Below are 19,872 nucleotides of genomic sequence, written 5' to 3'. Positions count from 1 at the left end.
CCGCCCTAGGCCCTAGCCGGCCGCCGTCGGTGCCGGTGCCAGTAGTCCTTCCAGCAGCGGGCGCAGGCGGGTGGTGCGGTCCTGGGACGGGATCTGGGCCACCGCGTGGGCAAGGGCCTGGTCGGCGCCGTGGACCACCGAGAGGTGGCGGTCGCCGCGGCTGAAGGCCGTGTAGACCCAGGGGCGGCTCAGCCCCTGGGCCGCGTCGCCCGGGAGTACCACGACCGCGGCGGGCCAGCGCATGCCGGCCGCCTGGTGTGCGGTCAGGGCCCAGCCGTGCCGGACCGCCGATTCGACGCGCTCCTTCGGGACCACGACCGGCACCCCGGCGCAGTCGAGGTGCAGGCCGTCCGCGTCGGCCGACACCACCGATCCTTGCAGCGTCCTGCCGGGCGCCGGTACGTACGCGATCCGGTCGCCCGGGTCGAAGCCGCCGAACCGGCCGGGGCCCGGCTGGAGACGCTGCTTGAGCGCCGCGTTGAGCGCGCGGGTACCCGCGGCGCCGCCGTGGCCCACCGTGATCACCTGCGTCTGCTCGGCCGTCACACCGAACGCGCGCGGTACGGACTCGGCGACCAGCTGCACCGTCCGGTGCACCGCCTCGCCCGCGTCCCGCACCGGGACGATCACAACCTCCTTGCCGGGCGCCGGGACCTGGTTCAGCTCGCCCACGCCGATGCCGGAGACCAGCTCGCCCACCGGGCCCGGATCGGGCGTACGGGACGCGATCTGCGGGCACACCCGGGCGGCCAGCAGATCGGCGAACACCCGTCCAGCGCCCGCCGACCACAGCACACCCGGATCACCGCTGAGCACCAGCCGGCCGCCGTCGGGGAGCGACTCCACGAGCATCGCCGCCGTCTCCACGTCCAGCTGCGGCGCGTCCAGCACCACCAGCAGGTCGAGCGCGAAGAGCCCGTCGCTGTCCCGGCCGGGACCCTCGGCGCCGGAGAGCAGTCCGGCGACGGTGACGGCCGCGCCGCCCAGCCGCTCGCGGCCGTTCTCGCTGTGCGCGGCGACGACCGCGCGCAGACCGAGCGCACGCGCGGCCTCCGCCAGCTCCACCGGCTCCGCGCGCGCCGCCTCACCGCCCGTGTGCAGCACGAGCCCGTGCCCGGCGGCGGCACGGATCAGTTCGCCCGCCGACGGTGAGCCCGCGGCGCCTGCCGCCTCCTCCCAGGAGGCGTCGGGGCCGGTCTTGACCAGCCGCGCGAGCCCGTCGGCCAGGCTCTCCTCCGCGAGGGCGTACCGGTCGAGCCCCAGCAGCACCGGGACCGGCGCGGTCTCGGAGGCGCCGTCCGCCGGCTCGTCGGCGCTCTCGTCGGCCCCCTCACCCGTCAGGGCCTCGGCCTCCTCGTCGAGGCCGTCCTGGAAGACCAGGACCGCTCCCTCGGCGATGGCGTGCTGCAACGCCTCGTCGGGGTCCGGCACACCCTGGCCGGCCAGCGCCTTGCGCACCGCCGACGAGTCGAGCGCGGTGTGTCCCCGCAGCGCCGCCTGCTCCAGCAGCCAGCCGACGAGCGCCGCAGCGCGCCGCTCGTCGCCGGGACCGCACGCGGGGCCGAGCAGCGCCCGCGCGAAACCGTCGGCCTGCTCGGGGCGGACACCGGGCACGGACAGCAGCTGCCAGGGGTCCTCGCGCAGCACGTCGGCCCCGCGCTCGCCGAGCGTGGCGCAGACGGGCCCCGCCAGCTCCTCGGGCGCGCCGCCCTCGGTCAGCACGGCCCGTACGGCCGCCACCGCCCCCGGCGCGGCGGCAGGGCCTGCGGCGGGCTCGGGAACAGCGGCGGGCGCGGGAGCGGCGGCTGCCCGCTCTGCCACCGGCGCGGGCGCTGGCGGTGCCAACAGGGCCGGGTCGACCTTCTCGCCGCTCTCCACCGCCCGTACGGCGGCGAGCAGATCGGCCGCCTTCCCGTTCAGTTTCGTCCCCGCGGCGATGGGCCCGTCCTTCTCGGCCTTGCGCTGCTCGATGCGCTCCCGCAGCTCCCGCTGGGCGGCCAGCTCGGCCTCGGCCTCGGAGGGCGCCGCCGCCTCTGCGGCCGTCGCGTCCGTACCCGCAGCGTCCGTCCCGGCAGCGTCCGTACCCACCGCGTCCGTCTCCACGGCGTCCGGGGCCGCCGCATCCGGGGTCTCGTCCACGGTCTCGTGGTCCGTACTCACAGCGTGCTCCAGTCCTGGTCGGGATAGCGGTGAACGGGCGCCGACACATCGTCCAGCGCTTGGCGGATCTCGTCAGGAAGACTAAGGCTCTCCACTGACAACGCGGCCGCGAGCTGCTGCGCGTTCCGCGCGCCGACGATGGGGGCCACCACCCCCGGGCGGTCCCTGACCCAGGCCAGCGCGACCTCCAGCGGGGTCGTGGCGAGCCCGTCGGCCGCGGTCACCACCGCGTCCACGATCCGGCTCGCCGCCTCGTCCAGATACGGCTCGACGAACAGCGCCATGTCGGAAGCGCCCCGCGAGTCGGCGGGCGTGGCGTGCCGGTACTTGCCGGTGAGCACCCCGCGGCCGAGTGGCGACGAGGGCAGCAGGCCCACGCCCAGGTCCAGCGCCGCCGGCAGCACCTCGCGCTCGACGCCGCGCTGCAACAGCGAGTACTCCATCTGTGTGCTGGCGAGGCGCGTGCGTATGCCGGGCTGCGCGAGCTGCCAGGTCGCCGCCTTGGCGAGCTGCCAGCCGCAGAAGTTCGACACCCCCGCGTAGCGCGCCCGGCCGCTGGTGACGGCGATGTCCAGCGCGTGCAGCGTCTCTTCGAGCGGCGTCTCGGTGTCGAAGGCGTGGACCTGCCACAGGTCCACGTAGTCGGTGCCGAGCCGGGCGAGCGAGGCGTCCAGCGCGGCGAGCAGATGTCCGCGCGACCCGTCGAAGCGCCGGTCGGGGTCCGGCACACTGCCGGCCTTGGTCCCGATGATCAGATCCCTGCGGGGCACCAGCCGCTCGACGAGCTGGCCCAGCAGATACTCCGACTCCCCGCCGCCGTACACGTCCGCCGTGTCCACCAGGGTGCCGCCGGCCTCCCAGAACGTCTTCAACTGCTGGGCCGCGTCGTGCTCGTCGGTGTCCCTGCCCCACGTCAGGGTGCCGAGCCCGATCCTGGACACACGCAGGCCGGTACGGCCGAGATGCCTCTGCTCCATGGTGGCTGAGATTACTGGCCAGGACCGCACAGGGAGAGAGGGCTGTGGACAACGCGCCGCTGACGCGAGCGGCGGCGCGCGCTAGAGTCCCCGCACAAGGACGTTACTCGTCGGTAAGGGAAGGGAGCGGTTATGCGGCTCGGCATCAACCTCGGCTACTGGGGCGCGGGGATGGACAGCGACAACCTGGCCGTCGCGCAGGAGGCCGACCGGCTCGGCTACGACGTCTGCTGGGCCGCCGAGGCGTACGGATCCGACGCTCCCACCGTGCTGACCTGGGTGGCGGCGCAGACCGAGTCCATCGACGTCGGCTCGGCGATCCTGCAAATCCCGGCCCGCCAGCCCGCGATGACCGCCATGACAGCCGCCACCCTCGACTCGCTCTCCGGCGGCCGGTTCCGGCTCGGCCTCGGAGTGTCGGGCCCGCAGGTCTCCGAGGGCTGGTACGGCGTCAAGTTCGACAAGCCGCTGGCCCGCACCCGCGAGTACGTCGAGATCGTCCGCCGCGCGATGTCCCGCGAGCGGCTGTCGTTCGAGGGCGAGCACTGGACACTGCCGCTGCCGGACGGGCCGGGCAAGCCGCTCAAGCTCACGGTCCACCCGCAGCGCGAGCACATCCCGCTCTACATCGCGGCGATCGGCCCGAAGAACCTGGAGCAGACCGGCGAGATCGCCGACGGCGCCCTGCTGATCTTCCCCTCGGCCGAGCATCTGGAGGACACCGCGATCACGCATCTGCGGGCCGGCCGCGCCAAGGCCGGGCTCACGATGGACGGGTTCGACGTGTGCCCCACGCTGCCCCTCGCCGTCGGCGACGACGTCCAGGCACTGGCGGACGTCTTCCGCCCGTACACCGCGCTGTACGTGGGCGGCATGGGCAGCCGCAAGCAGAACTTCTACAACCAGCTCGCCCGGCGCATGGGGTACGAGAAGGAGGCGGCCGAGATCCAGGACAAGTACCTGGCGGGCGACAAGACCGGCGCCGCCGCCGCCGTACCGCACCAGCTCATCGACTCGACCACGCTGCTGGGCTCCGTCGAGCGGATCGCCGACCGGATGCAGGCGTACGCGGCGGCCGGTGTCACCACCCTCACCCTGGCCCCCGCGGGCTTCACGCTCGACGAGCGGCTGGCCGCGCTGCGGGTCGGCACCGACGCACTGGAGCGGGCCGGGCTCGTGTCCTGAGCCCGGCCCGGCCGGCGAACGCCCGGCCCGGGTCGGGCCGGCGGAAGTCTGCGGCCGTGGTGGGGGCTCGGGGGTCTTCCCCGCCACGGCCGTCATGCGGAACAACGCCTCCGGACGCCGCTCGGTTACGCCCTCCGGCGCACCTTCCGTGTCCTTCGTATGGAGCAGTCCTGCCCCGCACCTGTTGCCTGCCGCCCCGTACCCGCTTTGACTCGGATCCGGCGGACGTCGGTTCTGTACGGAGGTGGCAGTGATGCTCTCGGCCCGAAGCCTGTTCAGAGAAATGCTCGACAACGACCGCGCCTTCCAGCTCTTCTGCTCCATCGCCGCCAGCGGCGAGGCCCAGGGCGGCTGGGAGAACGGCAGGATCGCGGCGCTGGTCCCCGCGGGCATGCGGGACCTCGCGCCCAAGATCGCCCGGCACGGCGCCGACGAGGACAAGCACGGCCGGCTCTTCCAGGCGCTGCTCAAGAAGCGCGGCCTGCCCGCCGTCGACATCCCGCAGGAGACCGACTACACCGCCCTGCTGGAGCGGCGCGGCATCGGGCTCGCGCACGAGAAGCTGCGCCGCGACGAACCGCTCACCGAGCGGGACATCGTCATCTACCTCTCGCACAGCCGGGTCACCGAGCAGCGGGCCAGCGACCAGATGGTGATGCTGCGCAAGTACTTCGGCGACGACCCCGAGGTCGGCAAGGCCGTCAGGATGATCAGCAACGACGAGGACAACCACCTCGCGTACTCCAACGAGGAACTGCTGCGGCTCGCCGGGCTCGGCCACGGCAGGACGATCCACACCGCGCTGAGCGAGTGCGCCCGCGCCGAGATCCAGGTCTACCGCCAGGTGAGCCTCGCCGTGATGGACCACATGGGCCGCATCCTCGGCTGGCCGGCGCCCAAGGCCGCGCTGCTGCGGGTCGGCATCAACGCGATGTACGGCGTCGAGCGGACCGGCGGCTGGCGCCGGATGGTCCGGCTCGCCATGCCGGAGCGGCGCGACGCGCTCGGCGGCCCCGCCACCGCCGCGCCCGTCTTCTGAGCCGGACCGCGCTGGACCGGCCGGGCCGGGCTGCCGTCCGGCTCAGAGCCAGCCGCGCCGCTTGAACGTCCGGTGCAGGCTGATGACGGCCGTGGCCATCAGGGCGATCACCGCGGGGTAGCCCCAGACCCAGTGCAGCTCGGGCATGTGGTCGAAGTTCATCCCGTAGATGCCCGCCACCAGCGTGGGCACCGCCGCCATGGCCGCCCACGCCGAGATCTTCCGCATGTCGTCGTTCTGCCGCACACCCATCTGCGCCAGATGCGCGGACAGAATGTCGGAGAGCAGCCGGTCGAGCCCTTCGACCTGCTCGTTCGCATGTGTCAGGTGGTCGTTGACGTCCCGGAAGAACGGCCGGGACTCCTCGTTCACGAACGGCACCTCCTGGTCCGTCAGCCGGGCCATGGGCATCGCCAGCGGCCCCGTGGCGCGACGGAACTCCAGCACCTGCCGCTTGAAGTTGTAGATCTGCGCCGCCGTCGACGTGCCGGACCCCTTGGCCGGGCCCGAGATGCCCGGTGCGAAGACCTCCGCCTCCAGCTCCTCCAGGTCGACCTGGAGCTCGTCGGCCACGTCGATGTAGTTGTCGACCACCGCGTCGCTGATGGCGTACAGCACGGCGGTCGGACCCCGCTTCAGGATCTCCGGGTCCCCTTCGAGCCGCTTGCGGACAGCGGCGAGCGGGGAGATCTCGCCGTGCCTGACCGTCACCACGAACGAGTCGCCGATGAAGACCATCACCTCGCCCGTCGAGACGTCGTCGGTCGCCGCCTCGTAGGCGACCGGCTTGATGACCGTGAACAGCGAATCGTCGTAGATCTCCAGCTTGGGCCGCTGGTGCGCGGTCAGCGCGTCCTCGACGGCGAGCGGATGGAGCCCGAACTCGCTGCTCACCGTCTCGAACTCCACCTCCGTCGGCTCGTGCAGCCCGAGCCACAGGAAGGCGTCCCCCGAGGAACGCGCCTCGGCCAGGGCGTCGGAGAAGTCGGCGGGTCCGTCGGTGCGGTGTCCGTCGCGGTAGATGGCACAGTCCACGATCACGGCTGGCATTCTTCCCGGTCCGGGGGACCTCACTCGTCATCGCCCCTCGACGGCCGACCCGCCGCCGGCCGGTCGGCGACCCTCGGCGGTCGACCGCCGACCGCCGCCGACCGGCCGGCGGCGGGTCGTTAGGCTGACGGGCATGGCCACGCTGATCCTCGTCCGTCACGGACGGTCCACCGCCAACACCGCCGGGCTGCTCGCGGGCTGGACGCCGGACGTCGCCCTCGACGAGCGGGGCGCCGCCCAGGCGGCCGCGCTGCCCGGGCGGCTCGACGGCGTACCGATCGCCGCCGTCGTCTCCAGCCCGTTGCAGCGCTGCCGCGAGACGCTGGCGCCGCTGCTCGACGCCAGGCCGGAACTCCAGCTGCGCGAGGACGAGCGGATCGGCGAGTGCCACTACGGCGACTGGACGGGGCGCAAACTCGCCGAGCTGAGCGACGACCCGCTGATGGAGGTCGTCCAGCAGCACCCGTCGGCCGCCGCCTTTCCCGGCGGTGAGTCGATGCGCGCCATGCAGGCCCGCGCCGTCGAAGCCGTACGGGAGTGGAACGCCCGCGTGGAGGAGGAGCACGGCCAGGACGCCGTGTTCCTGATGTGCTCGCACGGCGACATCATCAAGGCGCTGGTGGCCGACGCGCTCGGGATGCACCTCGATCTCTTCCAGCGGATCCATGTCGATCCCTGCTCCGTGACCGCCGTCCGCTACACCCGGGTACGCCCCTTCGTGATGCGCCTCGGCGACACGGGCGACCTCAGCGGCTTCGTGCCGCGCGAGGCTTCCGCCGAGGGCGAAGCCGAAGCCGGGAAGGGCAGCGACGGAGCCGGTGTTGTAGGGGGCGGCGCGGGAGCACCGTGATCGCTCGGCGCAGTAGGGTGGACGCGCCGTCCGCGGCGTGATCCCGGGGTCTCCCGGGCCCCCCCGGACCGCCCCTTTCCGTTTTCGTTTCCGTTCTTCATCGATTCCCAAGGGAGACAGGACGTTGTCCCGTCAGGTGTTCCTCTACGACCCACCGGACCGTTTCGTGGCCGGTACGGTCGGGCTGCCTGGACGCCGTACGTTCTTCCTGCAGGCTTCCGCCGCAGGGCGCGTCACCAGCGTCGCCCTGGAGAAGACCCAGGTGGCGGCGTTGGCCGAGCGGATCGACGAGCTGCTGGACGAGGTCGTCCGCCGTACCGGCGGCAACGCACCCGTTCCCGCCGTCGCGTCGCCGGCCGTCGCCGACTCGGCCCCGCTCGACGCACCGGTCGAGGAGGAGTTCAGGGTCGGCACGATGGCGCTCGCCTGGGACGGCGACGAGCAGCGCATGATCATCGAGGCCCAGGCGCTGGTCGAGCTGGACGCCGACACCGACGAGGATCTCGCCGAGGCCGAGGAGCGGATGCTCCAGGACGACGAGAACGGTCCGCCGATGCTGCGCGTACGGCTCTCCGGGGCCCAGGCCAGGGCGTTCGCCAAGCGCGCGCTTGACGTGGTCAACGCGGGCCGGCCGCCGTGTCCGCTGTGCAGTCTGCCGCTCGATCCGGAAGGACACGTATGCCCGCGCCAGAACGGATACCGCCGGGACGCGTGACGGGGACCGTGACCGTGCTGGATCTGCTCACCAAGGGCGAGCTGACCGTACGCGGCCAGATCCGCGAGGCGTCCAACGCCGTGATCTACTGCTCCGTCGCGTACGAGGGCCAGGAGGCGCACTGCGTCTACAAGCCCGTGGCGGGGGAGCGGCCCCTGTGGGACTTCCCCGACGGGACGCTCGCCCAGCGCGAGGTCGCGGCCTACGAGGTCTCCGAGGCGACCGGCTGGGGTCTGGTGCCGCCCACCGTGCTGCGCGAGGGCCCGTACGGCCAGGGCATGTGCCAGCTCTGGATCGACACGCAGACTGAGGACGCCGAAGCCGACGGAGACGGCGACGGCGAAGCCGAGACCGAGGAGCCGGGCGCGCTCCTGGCGCTCGTCGAGGGCGACGAGCCCGGCGAGGGCTGGAAGGCCGTCGGCCTCGCCGACGTGGGCGAGGACCGGACGGCGCTGCTGGTGCACGCCGACGACGAGCGGCTGCGCCGCCTCGCCGTACTCGACGCGGTCATCAACAACGGCGACCGCAAGGGCGGCCACCTGCTGCCCGCCCCCGACGGGCGGCTGTACGCCATCGACCACGGCGTGACCTTCAACGTGGAGGACAAGCTGCGCACCCTGCTCTGGGGCTGGGCCGGCGAGCCGCTGACCGACGAGGCGCTGGCGGTGCTGGCCCGGCTGACCGACGAGCTGGCCGAAGGCGCCCCGCTGGCCACCCGGCTGGCCGCGCTGATCACCCCCGCCGAGACGGAGGCCGTCCGCGCGCGGGTACGTGAGCTGCGCCACACGGGCCGCCACCCCGAGCCGTCCGGCCAGTGGCCCGCGATCCCGTGGCCGCCGGTCTGAGAGCCGGTACGCCGACGGGGGCCGCGGGCCCATGACGTGGCCGGTATCGCCGGGAGCCGCCGTCCGGTTCGTATCGGGAACATCCGCCCGGTTACGCTCAAGGCATGTATGCCTGGCCCGCTTCCGAGGTGCCCGCCCTTCCTGGCAAGGGCCGCGACCTCAGCATTCACGACACCTCGACCGGTGACCGCGTCACACTCGAACCCGGTCCCGTCGCCCGCATATACGTCTGCGGCATCACGCCGTACGACGCGACCCATATGGGTCACGCGGCGACGTACAACGCGTTCGACCTCGTGCAGCGCGTGTGGCTCGACACGAAGCGGCAGGTTCACTATGTGCAGAACGTGACCGATGTCGACGATCCGCTGCTGGAGCGCGCGGTGCGCGACGGCGAGGACTGGGTCGCGCTCGCGGAGCGCGAAACGGCGCTGTTCCGCGAGGACATGACCGCCCTGCGGATGCTGCCGCCCCAGCACTACATCGGCGCCGTCGAGGCCATACCGGGCATCGTGCCGCTCGTGGAGCGGCTGCGGGACGCCGGGGCTGCGTACGAACTCGAAGGCGACGTCTACTTCTCCGTGGCGGCCGACCCGCACTTCGGCGAGGTGTCCCGGCTCGACGCCGAGGCGATGCGGCTGCTCTCGGCCGAGCGCGGCGGCGACCCCGACAGGGCGGGCAAGAAGAACCCGCTCGACCCGATCCTGTGGCTGGCGGCCCGGCCCGGCGAGCCGAGCTGGGACGGCGGCAGCCTCGGCCGCGGCAGGCCCGGCTGGCACATCGAGTGTGTGGCGATCGCGCTCGACCATCTCGGCATGGCCTTCGACGTCCAGGGCGGCGGCAGCGATCTGGCCTTCCCGCACCACGAGATGGGCGCGTCCCACGCCCAGGTGCTGACCGGTGAGCACCCGTTCGCCCGCGCCTATGTGCACGCGGGCATGGTCGCACTGGACGGCGAGAAGATGTCCAAGTCCAAGGGCAATCTGGTCTTCGTCTCGACCCTGCGCCGCGCGGGCGTGGACCCGGCGGCGATCCGGCTGGCGCTGCTCGCCAACCACTACCGGGCCGACTGGGAGTGGACGGACCGGATCCTCCAGGACGCGGTGGAGCGACTCGCCCGCTGGCGGGCCGCGGTGTCGCGTCCTGACGGCCCGTCGGCCGACGCGCTGGTCGACGAGATCAGGGCCGCCCTCGCCGACGACCTGGACTCCCCGTCGGCGCTGCTCGCCGTGGACCGCTGGGCCCGCTCGCAGGAGGCCGAAGGCGGTACGGAGGAGGGCGCCCCCGGTGTCGTCTCCCGCGCCGTGGACGCGCTCCTCGGGGTGGCCCTGTGAGGCCGTAGCCAAGGCCGCGTGCCGGGACCGTACGCGGAGAGGGGCGGCGCCGTCAGGCGCCGCCCCTCTCCTTGTGCTCCTCGTAACGAGGACGCTGAGGGCTCAGTCCTCCGATGAATCTTCCCCGTCGTCCGGCTCGGGACCCTTGTTCCGCTCGGGATCCGAGCCCGTCTCGGGGCCGCCGCGCGGTGGCTTCGGCGGCCGGCTGCGACCGCCGGCCGAGGTGTCGCGCCGGTATGACGGGCCGTCACCGCTCTCCGTGGCATGGCCCCCCGGCGGCTGTCCGGGACCGCCGTCGCGGCGGCGCAGATACCGCTCGAATTCACGAGCGATGGCCTCGCCCGACGCCTCGGGCAGCTCGGCCGTGTCCCGCGCCTCCTCCAACGACTGCACGTACTCCGCCACTTCGGTGTCCTCGGCGGCCAGCTGGTCCACCCCGAGCTGCCAGGCCCGCGCGTCCTCCGCCAGCTCGCCCAGCGGGATCCGCAGCCCGATCAGGTCCTCCAGCCGGTTGAGCAGCGCCAGCGTGGCCTTCGGGTTGGGCGGCTGCGACACGTAGTGCGGCACGGCCGCCCACAGGCTCACGGCCGGGACGCCCGCGTGGGTGCACGCCTCCTGGAGGATGCCGACGATGCCCGTCGGGCCCTCGTACCTGGTCTCCTCCAGATCCATCGTCCTGGCCAGGTCGGCGTCCGACGTGACGCCGCTGACCGGGACGGGGCGGGTGTGCGGCGTGTCGCCGAGCAGCGCACCCAGGATGACCACCATCTCCACGCCCAGCTCATGGGCGAAGCCCAGGATCTCGTTGCAGAAGGACCGCCAGCGCATGGACGGTTCGATGCCCCTGACCAGCACCAGGTCGCGTGGGGTGTCCCCGCCGACGCGCACCACGGAGAGCCGGGTGGTGGGCCAGGTGATCTTCCGTGAGCCGCCGTCCAGGAACACCGTGGGCCGGTTGACCTGGAAGTCGTAGTAGTCCTCGGCGTCGAGCGCCGCGAACACCTCGCCCTTCCACTCCCGGTCCAGATGGCCGACCGCCGTGGAGGCCGCGTCGCCGGCGTCGTTCCAGCCCTCGAACGCGGCCACCATGACCGGGTCGATCAGCTCGGGAACTCCCTCCAGCTCGATCACCCAGTGCCTCCTTCCGAAGTTCCTTTTCTACGGACCAACCTTACGGCTTTCCCGCTGCTCGCCCGCAGCCCCTGCGCACGCGCGGGTGAACTTCGCCCTCCCGGGGCAGAGAAGGGGGGACGAAGGTCCCCGCGGCGCTCCTTGGGCGAGTCGCCGACCAGCTGCCGACGAGCTGCGGACGGGCTCCGGACGAGATTCATCCGAGCTGTGACCTCATTTTTCTTCCTGCCCCTGGACGGTTGGGCGTCAACGACGCTATACATCGGATGACCACAAGAGGTCCGATGTTCTTCCAAGGGGGGCGTGCATGAGTCAGACCGTCACGGGGTTCGAGGTTCACGACATTCGTTTTCCCACCTCGGAACAGCTCGACGGCTCCGACGCCATGAACCCGGATCCCGACTACTCGGCGGCCTACGTGATCCTGCGGACCACGGACGGCGCCGAAGGCCACGGATTCTGCTTCACGATCGGCCGGGGAAACGAGGTCACGGCAGCCGCCATCGAGGCGCTGCGGCCGTACGTCGTGGGACGCCCCGCCCCGCACACGGCGGCCGATCTCGCCGCGCTCTACTTCGAGTTGACCCATGACTCGCAACTGCGCTGGCTCGGCCCCGAGAAGGGCGTGATGCACATGGCGGCGGGTGCCGTCGTCAACGCCGCCTGGGATCTGGCGGCGAAGTACGCGGGCAAGCCCGTATGGGAGTTCCTCGCCGGGATGACCCCCGAGGAACTGGTCTCGCTCGTCGACTTCCGCTATCTCACCGACGCCCTCACCCCCGACGAGGCCCTGGAGATCCTGCGCGCGGCCGAACCGGGCCGCGCGGAACGCGCCGCGGCGCTGCGGGAGCAGGGCTATCCCGCGTACACCACGTCGCCCGGCTGGCTCGGCTACTCCGACGCCAAGCTCGTGGGGCTCGCCAAACAGGCCGTCGCCGACGGGTTCGAGCAGATCAAACTGAAGGTCGGCGGCTCGCTCGACGACGACAGACGCCGTATGGAGCTGGCCCGCGCCGCCGTGGGACCCGACATCCGGATCGCCGTCGACGCCAACCAGCGCTGGGACGTCTCCGACGCGCTGCGCTGGATGTCGGCGCTCGCCCCGTTCGACCCGCACTGGATCGAGGAGCCGACCAGCCCCGACGACATTCTCGGCCACGCGGCCATCAGGGCCGGGCAGCCGGTCAAGGTGGCCACCGGCGAACATGTCGCCAACCGGGTCGTCTTCAAGCAGCTGTTGCAGGCGGGCGCCGTCGACTTCGTGCAGATCGACGCGGCCAGGGTCGCGGGCGTCAACGAGAACGTGGCGATCCTGCTGCTCGCCGCCAAGTTCGGGGTGCCGGTCTGCCCGCACGCCGGCGGTGTCGGACTCTGCGAACTGGTCCAGCATCTCTCGATGTTCGACTATGTCGCGGTGTCCGGCAGCTGGGACGACCGGGTCATCGAGTACGTCGACCATCTCCACGAGCACTTCGCCGACCCGGCCGTGATCGTCTCGGGGCGCTACGCCACCCCGACGGCGCCCGGCTTCTCCGCGCGGATGCTCCCCGGGTCGATCGCCGCGCACAGTTTTCCGGAGGGACCCGTCTGGCAGTCCCGCCGCACCACCGAGGAGGTCAGTTCGTGACGGCAGTACCCCAGCCCCCCGAGACCCGTGACTTCGCCGGACTCGGCGCCGTGGTCACCGGCGGTGCCTCCGGCATCGGCGCGGCCATCGCGACGCTGCTGCTCTCGCGCGGCGCCCAGGTCGCCGTACTGGACAGGGCGACCGAGGGGGCGCCGGCCGGGACGCTGGCGCTCACGGCCGACGTCACGGACGACGCGGCAGTCAAGGCGGCGGTGGACGCGGCGGCGGCCGAGTTCGGCGGCCTGCACACCATCGTCTCCAACGCCGGGATCGGCGCCCAGGGCACCGTCCTCGACAACGCGGACGACGAATGGCTCCGCGTCATCGACATCAACGTCCTCGGCATGGTCCGCACCGCCCGGCACGCGCTGCCCCATCTGCGCCGCTCGGCGGGCGAGCGGCCCGGCTGCGTCTCCATCACCCAGACCTGCTCCATCGCCGCCACCGCCGGACTGCCCCAACGGGCCCTGTACAGCGCGAGCAAGGGCGCGGTCCTCTCGCTGACCCTGGCCATGGCGGCCGACCACATCCGCGAGGGGATCCGGGTCAACTGCGTCAACCCCGGTACCGCGGACACTCCTTGGATCGGCCGGCTGCTCGACCAGGCACCGGACCCGGAGGCCGAACGCGCCGCGCTCGCCGCCCGACAGCCGACGGGACGGCTGGTCGGTGCGGACGAGGTCGCGGCAGCGGTCGCCTATCTCGCCAGCCCCGCGGCGGCAGCCGTCACGGGAACGGCCCTCGCTGTGGACGGCGGAATGCAGGGCCTGCGCCTGCGTCCCGCCAACTGAGCCGTATTTCACCAAGCCTTAAGGACGGGACAATCCATGCCGCGAAACACCGTGGGGCGAGCCCCACTCCGCAGACTGCGTACGACGAGTGTCGCCGCCGGCGTCGCCCTGCTCGCCGTCACGGCCCTCGCGGGCTGCAACCGTGACGAGGGCGACTCGGGCGCAGGCGGCGGCAAGGTCGGTATCGACCTGCCGCGCAGCGACACCGACTTCTGGAACTCGTACCAGCAGTACGTGGAGAAGGGCGTCAAGGCCGGTGACGTGGACGCGTTGCCGCTGACGAACTCGCAGAACGACATCGGCAAGCTCGCCTCCAACGTGCAGGCGCTGACCGACCAGGGCGCCAAGGCCGTCGTCATGGCTCCGCAGGACACCGGGGCCGTGGCCGAGACGCTCCAGAAGCTGAACGACAAGAAGATACCCGTCATCAGCGTGGACACCCGGCCCGACAAGGGCAACGTGTACATGGTCGTCAGGGCCGACAACCGCGCGTACGGCGAGAACGCCTGCCAGTACCTCGGCAAGCAGCTCAAGGGCAAGGGCAAGGTGGCCGAGTTCCAGGGCGACCTGTCCTCCATCAACGGCCGTGACCGCTCCGAGGCGTTCAAGTCCTGCATGGACAAGAACTTCCCCGGTATCAAGGTCTTCGAGCTGGTCACCAACTGGGCCGGGGACGTGGCCTCGGCCAAGCTCCAGTCCACGCTCACCGCCAACCCGGACCTGAACGGCATCTACATGCAGGCGGGCGGTGTCTTCCTGGAGCCGACCCTGGCCCTGCTGGAGCAGAAGAAGCTGCTCAAGCCGCCGGGCACGGCGGGCCACATCACGATCATCTCGAACGACGGCATCCCGCAGGAGTTCGACGCGATCCGCTCCGGCAAGATCGACGCCACGATCTCGCAGCCGGCCGACCTGTACGCCAAGTACGCGCTCTACTACGCCAAGCAGGCGCTGGAGGGCAAGAAGCAGAAGCTGGGCCCGACGGACCACGACTCCAACGTCATCAAGATCCCCAACGGGTACGAGGACCAGCTCCCCGCGCCCCTGGTGACCAAGGAGAACGTGGACGACCCGAAGCTCTGGGCCAACCAGCTGGACAAGAAGAGCTAGCCGTGACCCTGGAAGCACCTGACGCGGCAGCACCTGCCGCGGTACACGCGGAAGGCATCGTCAAGCGCTTCGGGCCCACCGTCGCGCTTGACGGTGTCCAACTCACCGTACGGCCCGGCGAGTCACACGCACTCGTCGGCCGTAACGGCGCGGGCAAGTCCACCCTGGTCAGCGTTCTCACCGGGCTGCACAAGCCGGACGAGGGGCAGGTGACCTTCGGCGGTGCGCCCGCGCCCGCGTACGGCGACACCGCCGCCTGGCAGTCCAAGGTCGCCTGCGTCTACCAGAAGTCCATGGTGGTGCCCGACCTGACCGTCGCCGAGAACCTGTTCCTCAACGACTTCGGTCTGCGCGGGACCGGCAACAGCGCGCGCTTCATCAGCTGGCGCGGCCTGCGCAGACGCGCACAGGACCTGCTGGCCGAGTACGGGGTCGACGTCGGCCCGAACGTACGGATGAAGGATCTGCCCGTCGAGCAGCGGCAGTTCGTCGAGATCGCGCGGGCGCTGTCCTTCGGCGCCCGGCTGATCATCCTGGACGAGCCGACGGCGCAGCTCGACGCGCGCGGTATCCAGCGGCTGTTCGAGCGGCTGCGTGAACTGCAGGCGCAGGGAGTGGCGTTCCTCTTCATCTCCCACCATCTGCAGGAGGTGTACGAGCTGTGCACCGCGGTCACCGTCTACCGTGACGCCCGGCACGTGCTGACGGCGCCGGTCGCCGACCTGTCCAAGGACGAACTGGTGACGGCGATGACCGGCGAGTCGGGGGCGAAGACGGCGGCCTGGCACGCGGCGCGCGCCGAACAGCCCGACACCGGGGCCGAGCCGGTCCTGCGGACCGAAGGGCTCGCCCTCGACGGGACGTTCGAGCCGCTGGACCTGGCGGTGCGCCCCGGTGAGGTGCTGGGCGTGGCGGGCGCGGCGGCCAGCGGCACCACCGCGCTCGGCGAGATCCTGGTCGGGATGCGCAGCGCGACAGCCGGCCGGATCTCCATGAACGGCAGGACGGTGAAGCCGGGCAGTGTCCCGCACGCCCTGGACGCAGGGATCGGCTACATCCCCGAGGACCGGCACCTCCAGGGTCTGGTCGTCGGCCGCAGCGTCGCGGAGAACGCGACGCTCACCGTCGCCGACCAGCTCGGGCCGTGGGGGACCGTACTGCCCTCGCGGACAAGGGCGTTCGCCCGGTCGATGATCTCGGCCCTGGACATCAAGACCACGGGTCCCGAACAGCCGGTCTCGGGTCTGTCCGGCGGGAACCAGCAGAAGGTGGTGGTCGCGCGTGCGCTCGCGCGCAACCCCACGGCGCTGGTGGCGGTACGGCCCACCGCCGGTGTCGACGTGAAATCGAAGGACTCGCTGCTCGGCGTGGTGCGCAGGGTGGCGGACGAAGGCAGCGCGGCCGTGATCATCTCGGACGAGCTGGACGATCTGCGGGTGTGCGACCGCGTACTCGCGCTGTTCCACGGGCGCGTGGTGGCCACGTTCGGGAGTGGGTGGACCGACCGGGAACTGGTCGCCGCCATGGAAGGTGTGGGGGAGCGGGAATGACCGAGACGATGCGGCCGCCGGTGGCGGCCGAGACCGAGAAGCTGACGCCGCGCGGCAGGCTTCAGCTCATCCGGTGGAGCGACTTCTCGCTGGTGCCGGTGATCCTGGTGCTGATGGTGATCGGCTTCATCGTCTCGCCGGTGTTCCTCACCTCCAACAACCTGATCAGCGTGGTCCAGCAGTCGTCGGAGCTGAGCCTGCTGGTGCTGGGCGAGGCGCTGATCCTGATCAGCGGCCGGATGGACCTGTCCCTGGAGTCGACGATCGGCATCGCGCCGGTCATCGCGATGTGGCTGGTCCTGCCCACGTCCGGCGGCCGGTTCAACGGGCTGGGCCTGCTGCCGGAGTGGTCGGCGATCCCGGTCTGTCTGCTGGCGGGTCTCGCGGTGGGGCTGATCAACGGCTTCCTGATCCTGAAACTGCGGGTCAACGGCTTCATCGCCACGCTCGGCATGCTCACCATGCTGCGCGGCCTGCAGATCGGCATCACCGAGGGCAAGTCGATCACCGACGTGCCCGAGTCCTTCCGCTACCTGGGCAAGACCAGCTGGATCGGTGCGCCGGCCGCGGTGTGGATCTGTCTGGCGCTGTTCGCCGTCGGCGGGGCCGTGCTGGCCTGGATGCGGCACGGCAGGGCGCTGTACGCGATCGGCGGCAACCCGGAGGCGGCGCGCGCCGCCGGTATCCGGGTCGACCGGATCACCTGGATCGTCCTCGGGGTCGGCGGGCTGCTGGCCGGCTTCGCGGGTGTGCTCTACACCGGCCACTACGGCTCGGTCGCGGCCAACCAGGGCAACGGCTGGATCTTCCAGGTCTTCGCCGCCGCCGTCATCGGCGGCATCAGCCTCAAGGGCGGCCGCGGCACGCTGTTCGGCGCGCTGACGGGTGTGCTCACCCTCCAGCTGGTGGTCAACGTGATGACCCTGGGCGGGGTGCCGCCGCTGTGGAACCAGTTCCTCAACGGCGCGATCATCATCGTCGCGCTGGTCATCTCGCGCTTCGCCAGCGGTGAGAAACAGGACTGACAACTCCCGTACGGAGTAATGGGAAGGGCCGGGGTGGTGCTCGTACGAGCACCACCCCGGCCCTTCCCGTCAGCGGCTCAGAGCGCCGAACGCAGCCACATCTCCACGCTCGCGATATGCACCGTCGCCCAGGATCTCGCCGCCTCCGCGTCCCTGTCGCGCAGCGCCGCGAGGATCGCGCGGTGCTCGTGCAGGGTGCGGCTGACCGCGTCCTCCTGGGTCAGGCCGCGCCATATCCGGGCCCGGGTGGTGGGTCCCGAGAGCCCGTCGAGCAGCGAACAGAGCACCGAGTTCCCCGAGGCCTGCACGATCCCGCGGTGGAACTCCAGATCGGACGCGACCAGCTCCTCCACCGAGGGCTGCGCCCCCAGCGCGTCCAACTGTGCGTCGAGACGCACGAGTTCGTCGTCGGTGATACGGGCGCTCGCCATCGCGGTGGCCGCGGGTTCCAGGATGCGGCGCACCGCCAGGAACTCCAGCACCGTGTCGTCGCGGTGGAAGTCCACGACGAAGCTCAGCGCCTCCAGCAGCAACTGCGGTTCGAGGCTGGTGACATACGTGCCGTCGCCCTGCCGCACATCGAGGATGTGCATGAGCGACAGGGCGCGCACCGCCTCCCGCAGTGAGTTGCGCGAAAGCCCCAGATCGGCGGCGAGTTCGCTTTCCTTGGGGAGGCGGTCGCCCGGGCGCAGTGCGCCCGAGACGATCATTCCCTTGATCTTCTCTATGGCCTCGTCGGTGACAGCCACGGGCGACCTCCAGACATCCGATGTATCGCCCCCATTATGCGTCCAAGAACGCGAAAGCGGGGCGGTACCCCGGAGGTACCTGTCGGTCGCATCGATCTGTGGGTCACACCGCCGTCAGTCGCGCCGGGCCAGCAGTTCCTCGACCCGGGCGCGGATCTCGTCCGTCGCCAGGCCGCGGATCGTCAGCGTGGTACGGCGGCGCAGCACGTCGTCGGCCGTCTCCGCCCACTCGTGGTCCCGCGCGTACACCACCTGCGCCCAGATCTCGGGCGCCTCCGGGTGGATACGCTCGCCCAGCTCGGGGTGCTCGTAGGCGAGGCGTACCAGGTCGAAGGCGAGCGAGCCGTAGTGCGTCGCCAGATGGTGCGCGGTGTCGGGCGCCATGCCGGGCCCGGAGCCGCCGCCGTCGATCATCAGCCGGTGGGCCACGGCGTGCGGGTTCGAGATGCCGGGCAGCGGGAACTTCTTCGGCAGCCGGGCCACCGGCTCCACGTCCGAGCCGAGCGGGCGCCCCGGCAGGGTCTCCAGCTTGGTCAGGACCGTCCGGCCGATGTGGCGGAACGTGGTCCACTTGCCGCCGGCGACCGACAGCATGCCGCCGCTGCCCTCGGTCACGACCGTCTCGCGCTTCGCCTTGGAGGTGTCGCCGGGACCGCCGGGCAGCACCCGCAGACCGGCGAACGAGTACGTGATCAGATCGCGGGACAGCTGCTGGTCGCGTACCGAGAGGGACGCCTCGTCCAGGATCTGGTGGATGTCCTTCTCGTTGACCGCGACGTCCGCCGGGTCACCCACGTACTCCTCGTCGGTGGTGCCGAGCAGCAGCATGCCCTCCCAGGGCAGCGCGAAGGTGATGCGGTACTTGTCGATCGGTGTCGCGAGCGCCGCGTTCCACGGCGCGCTGCGCTTGAGCACGAGGTGCGCGCCCTTGGACAGCCGGATGGAGGGCTCGGAGTTCGGGTCCTCCATCTTCCGCAGGTGGTCCACCCACGGCCCGGTCGCGTTGAGCACCAGCCGGGCGTTGACGCCGAACTCCGTACCGTCCATCCGGTCCCGCAGGTCGGCGCCGGTCACCCGGCCGCCGGAGAACCGCAGCCCGGTCACCTCGGCGTGGTTGAGCACGGCGGCGCCCGACTCGACGGCTGCGCGCACCGTCATGATCGCCATCCGCGCGTCGTTCATCTGGTCGTCGCCGTAGACCGCGACGGCCTGCAGATTGTCGGTACGCAGCTCGGGCACCGCCTGCCGCGCCTTGGCCGGGCTGATCACATGCCCGACCCCGTCGCGGAAGGCGGAGAGCGCCGAGTAGGCGAAGACGCCGGCGCCGAGCTTGGCGGCGCTGTGCGGTCCGCCCTTGTAGACCGGCAGGTAGAAGGTCAGCGGGTTGGCCAGGTGGGGGGCCACCTGGTTGGAGACGGCGCGCCGTTCGAAGTGGTTCTCCGCGACCAGCTTCACCGCGCCGGTCTGCAGATAGCGCAGACCGCCGTGGAGGAGCTTGGACGAGGCCGACGAGGTGGCGCCGGCGAAGTCGCCGCCGTCCACGAGGGCCACCCGCAGTCCCGACTGCGAGGCGTGCCAGGCGGTGGAGATGCCCAGGATCCCGCCGCCGATCACCAGGAGGTCGTACGTCGCGTTGGACAGTTGCTCCCGGGTCTCGGCGCGGCTCGGAAGGGAACCGCCAGCCGGGTGCGTCCCCAGTGCGGGGCCGCTCTGCAGGGTGCTCATCGTTACTCC

General features: G+C 71.6%; 17 protein-coding genes. 11 read left to right on the top strand and 6 right to left on the bottom strand.

The genetic code is table 11. The features are described 5' to 3' along the window. Nucleotides 1-12 precede the first annotated feature (12 nt). Nucleotides 13-2,172, bottom strand: a complete 2,160-nt coding sequence (locus tag OHS57_RS08175; protein ID WP_443043062.1) for a helix-hairpin-helix domain-containing protein — start codon at nucleotides 2,170-2,172, stop codon at nucleotides 13-15. Next, nucleotides 2,157-3,137, bottom strand: coding sequence for an aldo/keto reductase (locus tag OHS57_RS08170; protein WP_041991327.1), 981 nt, complete (start codon nucleotides 3,135-3,137; stop codon nucleotides 2,157-2,159). The genes OHS57_RS08175 and OHS57_RS08170 overlap by 16 nt, the downstream gene beginning before the upstream one ends. A gap of 132 nt (nucleotides 3,138-3,269) precedes the next feature. Between OHS57_RS08170 and OHS57_RS08165 the strand changes: the two genes are divergently transcribed. Both OHS57_RS08165 and OHS57_RS08160 read left to right on the top strand, forming a co-directional pair. Continuing rightward, nucleotides 3,270-4,322, top strand: coding sequence for an LLM class F420-dependent oxidoreductase (locus OHS57_RS08165; RefSeq protein ID WP_041991329.1), 1,053 nt, complete (start codon nucleotides 3,270-3,272; stop codon nucleotides 4,320-4,322). Nucleotides 4,323-4,575: 253 nt separating this feature from the next. Next, nucleotides 4,576-5,361 carry a hypothetical protein gene (locus tag OHS57_RS08160; protein WP_041991331.1) on the top strand — a complete coding sequence of 262 codons (786 nt, stop codon included), beginning with the start codon at nucleotides 4,576-4,578 and terminating at the stop codon, nucleotides 5,359-5,361. Between the two features lie 42 nt (nucleotides 5,362-5,403). Here the strand turns inward: OHS57_RS08160 and corA are convergent, their stop codons facing one another. Next, entirely contained in the window at nucleotides 5,404-6,411 is a 1,008-nt protein-coding gene (gene corA / locus OHS57_RS08155; protein WP_041991333.1) for a magnesium/cobalt transporter CorA, read from the bottom strand. A gap of 133 nt (nucleotides 6,412-6,544) precedes the next feature. Between corA and OHS57_RS08150 the strand changes: the two genes are divergently transcribed. The 4 genes from OHS57_RS08150 to mshC all read left to right on the top strand — a co-directional run bounded on the left by OHS57_RS08150 (nucleotide 6,545) and on the right by mshC (nucleotide 10,155). Further along, a complete protein-coding gene (locus tag OHS57_RS08150; RefSeq protein WP_328581508.1) occupies nucleotides 6,545-7,261 on the top strand; it encodes a histidine phosphatase family protein in 717 nt (238 codons plus the stop codon). Nucleotides 7,262-7,385: 124 nt separating this feature from the next. Then, complete coding sequence (locus tag OHS57_RS08145) at nucleotides 7,386-7,976, top strand: DUF3090 domain-containing protein (protein WP_078863714.1); 591 nt, start codon at nucleotides 7,386-7,388, stop codon at nucleotides 7,974-7,976. Next, the gene (locus OHS57_RS08140; RefSeq protein WP_328581507.1) at nucleotides 7,940-8,821 is read left to right on the top strand and encodes an SCO1664 family protein; all 882 of its coding nucleotides are present in this window, start codon (nucleotides 7,940-7,942) and stop codon (nucleotides 8,819-8,821) included. The genes OHS57_RS08145 and OHS57_RS08140 overlap by 37 nt, the downstream gene beginning before the upstream one ends. 104 nt (nucleotides 8,822-8,925) lie before the next feature. Continuing rightward, on the top strand, nucleotides 8,926-10,155 hold the full coding sequence (gene mshC, locus OHS57_RS08135) for a cysteine--1-D-myo-inosityl 2-amino-2-deoxy-alpha-D-glucopyranoside ligase (RefSeq protein WP_041991340.1): 1,230 nt from the start codon (nucleotides 8,926-8,928) through the stop codon (nucleotides 10,153-10,155). A 102-nt stretch (nucleotides 10,156-10,257) separates the two neighbouring features. Here mshC and OHS57_RS08130 read toward each other — a convergent pair whose 3' ends face one another. Beyond that, nucleotides 10,258-11,286: a PAC2 family protein gene (locus OHS57_RS08130; protein WP_328581506.1), complete on the bottom strand. Its 1,029-nt coding sequence runs from the start codon at nucleotides 11,284-11,286 to the stop codon at nucleotides 10,258-10,260. Nucleotides 11,287-11,593: 307 nt separating this feature from the next. Here OHS57_RS08130 and OHS57_RS08125 point away from each other — a divergent pair, with 307 nt between their 5' ends. Genes OHS57_RS08125 through OHS57_RS08105 form a run of 5 tightly spaced genes read left to right on the top strand, consistent with a single transcriptional unit; the run spans nucleotide 11,594 to nucleotide 17,389 of the window. After that, complete coding sequence (locus OHS57_RS08125; RefSeq protein WP_328581505.1) at nucleotides 11,594-12,913, top strand: L-fuconate dehydratase; 1,320 nt, start codon at nucleotides 11,594-11,596, stop codon at nucleotides 12,911-12,913. Next, complete coding sequence (locus OHS57_RS08120; protein WP_041991346.1) at nucleotides 12,910-13,704, top strand: SDR family NAD(P)-dependent oxidoreductase; 795 nt, start codon at nucleotides 12,910-12,912, stop codon at nucleotides 13,702-13,704. Before OHS57_RS08125 ends, OHS57_RS08120 begins: the two co-directional genes overlap by 4 nt. Before the next feature lie 36 nt (nucleotides 13,705-13,740). Next, nucleotides 13,741-14,814: a sugar ABC transporter substrate-binding protein gene (locus OHS57_RS08115; protein WP_041991348.1), complete on the top strand. Its 1,074-nt coding sequence runs from the start codon at nucleotides 13,741-13,743 to the stop codon at nucleotides 14,812-14,814. Nucleotides 14,815-14,816: 2 nt separating this feature from the next. Further along, nucleotides 14,817-16,364 (top strand): sugar ABC transporter ATP-binding protein, encoded by a 1,548-nt coding sequence (locus OHS57_RS08110; protein WP_241778639.1) that lies wholly within the window; start codon nucleotides 14,817-14,819, stop codon nucleotides 16,362-16,364. Next, nucleotides 16,361-17,389 (top strand): ABC transporter permease, encoded by a 1,029-nt coding sequence (locus tag OHS57_RS08105; RefSeq protein ID WP_041991350.1) that lies wholly within the window; start codon nucleotides 16,361-16,363, stop codon nucleotides 17,387-17,389. The genes OHS57_RS08110 and OHS57_RS08105 overlap by 4 nt, the downstream gene beginning before the upstream one ends. 77 nt (nucleotides 17,390-17,466) lie before the next feature. Here OHS57_RS08105 and OHS57_RS08100 read toward each other — a convergent pair whose 3' ends face one another. After that, the gene (locus tag OHS57_RS08100; RefSeq protein ID WP_041991352.1) at nucleotides 17,467-18,138 is read right to left on the bottom strand and encodes a FadR/GntR family transcriptional regulator; all 672 of its coding nucleotides are present in this window, start codon (nucleotides 18,136-18,138) and stop codon (nucleotides 17,467-17,469) included. A gap of 114 nt (nucleotides 18,139-18,252) precedes the next feature. After that, nucleotides 18,253-19,863: a glycerol-3-phosphate dehydrogenase/oxidase gene (locus OHS57_RS08095; protein ID WP_041991354.1), complete on the bottom strand. Its 1,611-nt coding sequence runs from the start codon at nucleotides 19,861-19,863 to the stop codon at nucleotides 18,253-18,255. Nucleotides 19,864-19,872 lie beyond the last annotated feature (9 nt).

This window comes from Streptomyces sp. NBC_00370, assembly GCF_036084755.1.
Taxonomy (GTDB): domain Bacteria; phylum Actinomycetota; class Actinomycetes; order Streptomycetales; family Streptomycetaceae; genus Streptomyces.
This window is presented reverse-complemented; position numbering and strand designations above follow the sequence as displayed.

What these genes read in the sequence shown, in the direction of transcription:
- OHS57_RS08170 (WP_041991327.1), bottom strand. Translation starts at nt 3,137, where the DNA reads ATGGAGCAGAGGCATCTCGGCCGTACCGGCCTGCGTGTGTCCAGGATC.
- OHS57_RS08165 (WP_041991329.1), top strand. Translation starts at nt 3,270, where the DNA reads ATGCGGCTCGGCATCAACCTCGGCTACTGGGGCGCGGGGATGGACAGC.
- OHS57_RS08160 (WP_041991331.1), top strand. Translation starts at nt 4,576, where the DNA reads ATGCTCTCGGCCCGAAGCCTGTTCAGAGAAATGCTCGACAACGACCGC.
- corA (WP_041991333.1), bottom strand. Translation starts at nt 6,411, where the DNA reads ATGCCAGCCGTGATCGTGGACTGTGCCATCTACCGCGACGGACACCGC.
- OHS57_RS08150 (WP_328581508.1), top strand. Translation starts at nt 6,545, where the DNA reads ATGGCCACGCTGATCCTCGTCCGTCACGGACGGTCCACCGCCAACACC.
- OHS57_RS08140 (WP_328581507.1), top strand. Translation starts at nt 7,940, where the DNA reads ATGCCCGCGCCAGAACGGATACCGCCGGGACGCGTGACGGGGACCGTG.
- mshC (WP_041991340.1), top strand. Translation starts at nt 8,926, where the DNA reads ATGTATGCCTGGCCCGCTTCCGAGGTGCCCGCCCTTCCTGGCAAGGGC.
- OHS57_RS08125 (WP_328581505.1), top strand. Translation starts at nt 11,594, where the DNA reads ATGAGTCAGACCGTCACGGGGTTCGAGGTTCACGACATTCGTTTTCCC.
- OHS57_RS08115 (WP_041991348.1), top strand. Translation starts at nt 13,741, where the DNA reads ATGCCGCGAAACACCGTGGGGCGAGCCCCACTCCGCAGACTGCGTACG.
- OHS57_RS08105 (WP_041991350.1), top strand. Translation starts at nt 16,361, where the DNA reads ATGACCGAGACGATGCGGCCGCCGGTGGCGGCCGAGACCGAGAAGCTG.
- OHS57_RS08095 (WP_041991354.1), bottom strand. Translation starts at nt 19,863, where the DNA reads ATGAGCACCCTGCAGAGCGGCCCCGCACTGGGGACGCACCCGGCTGGC.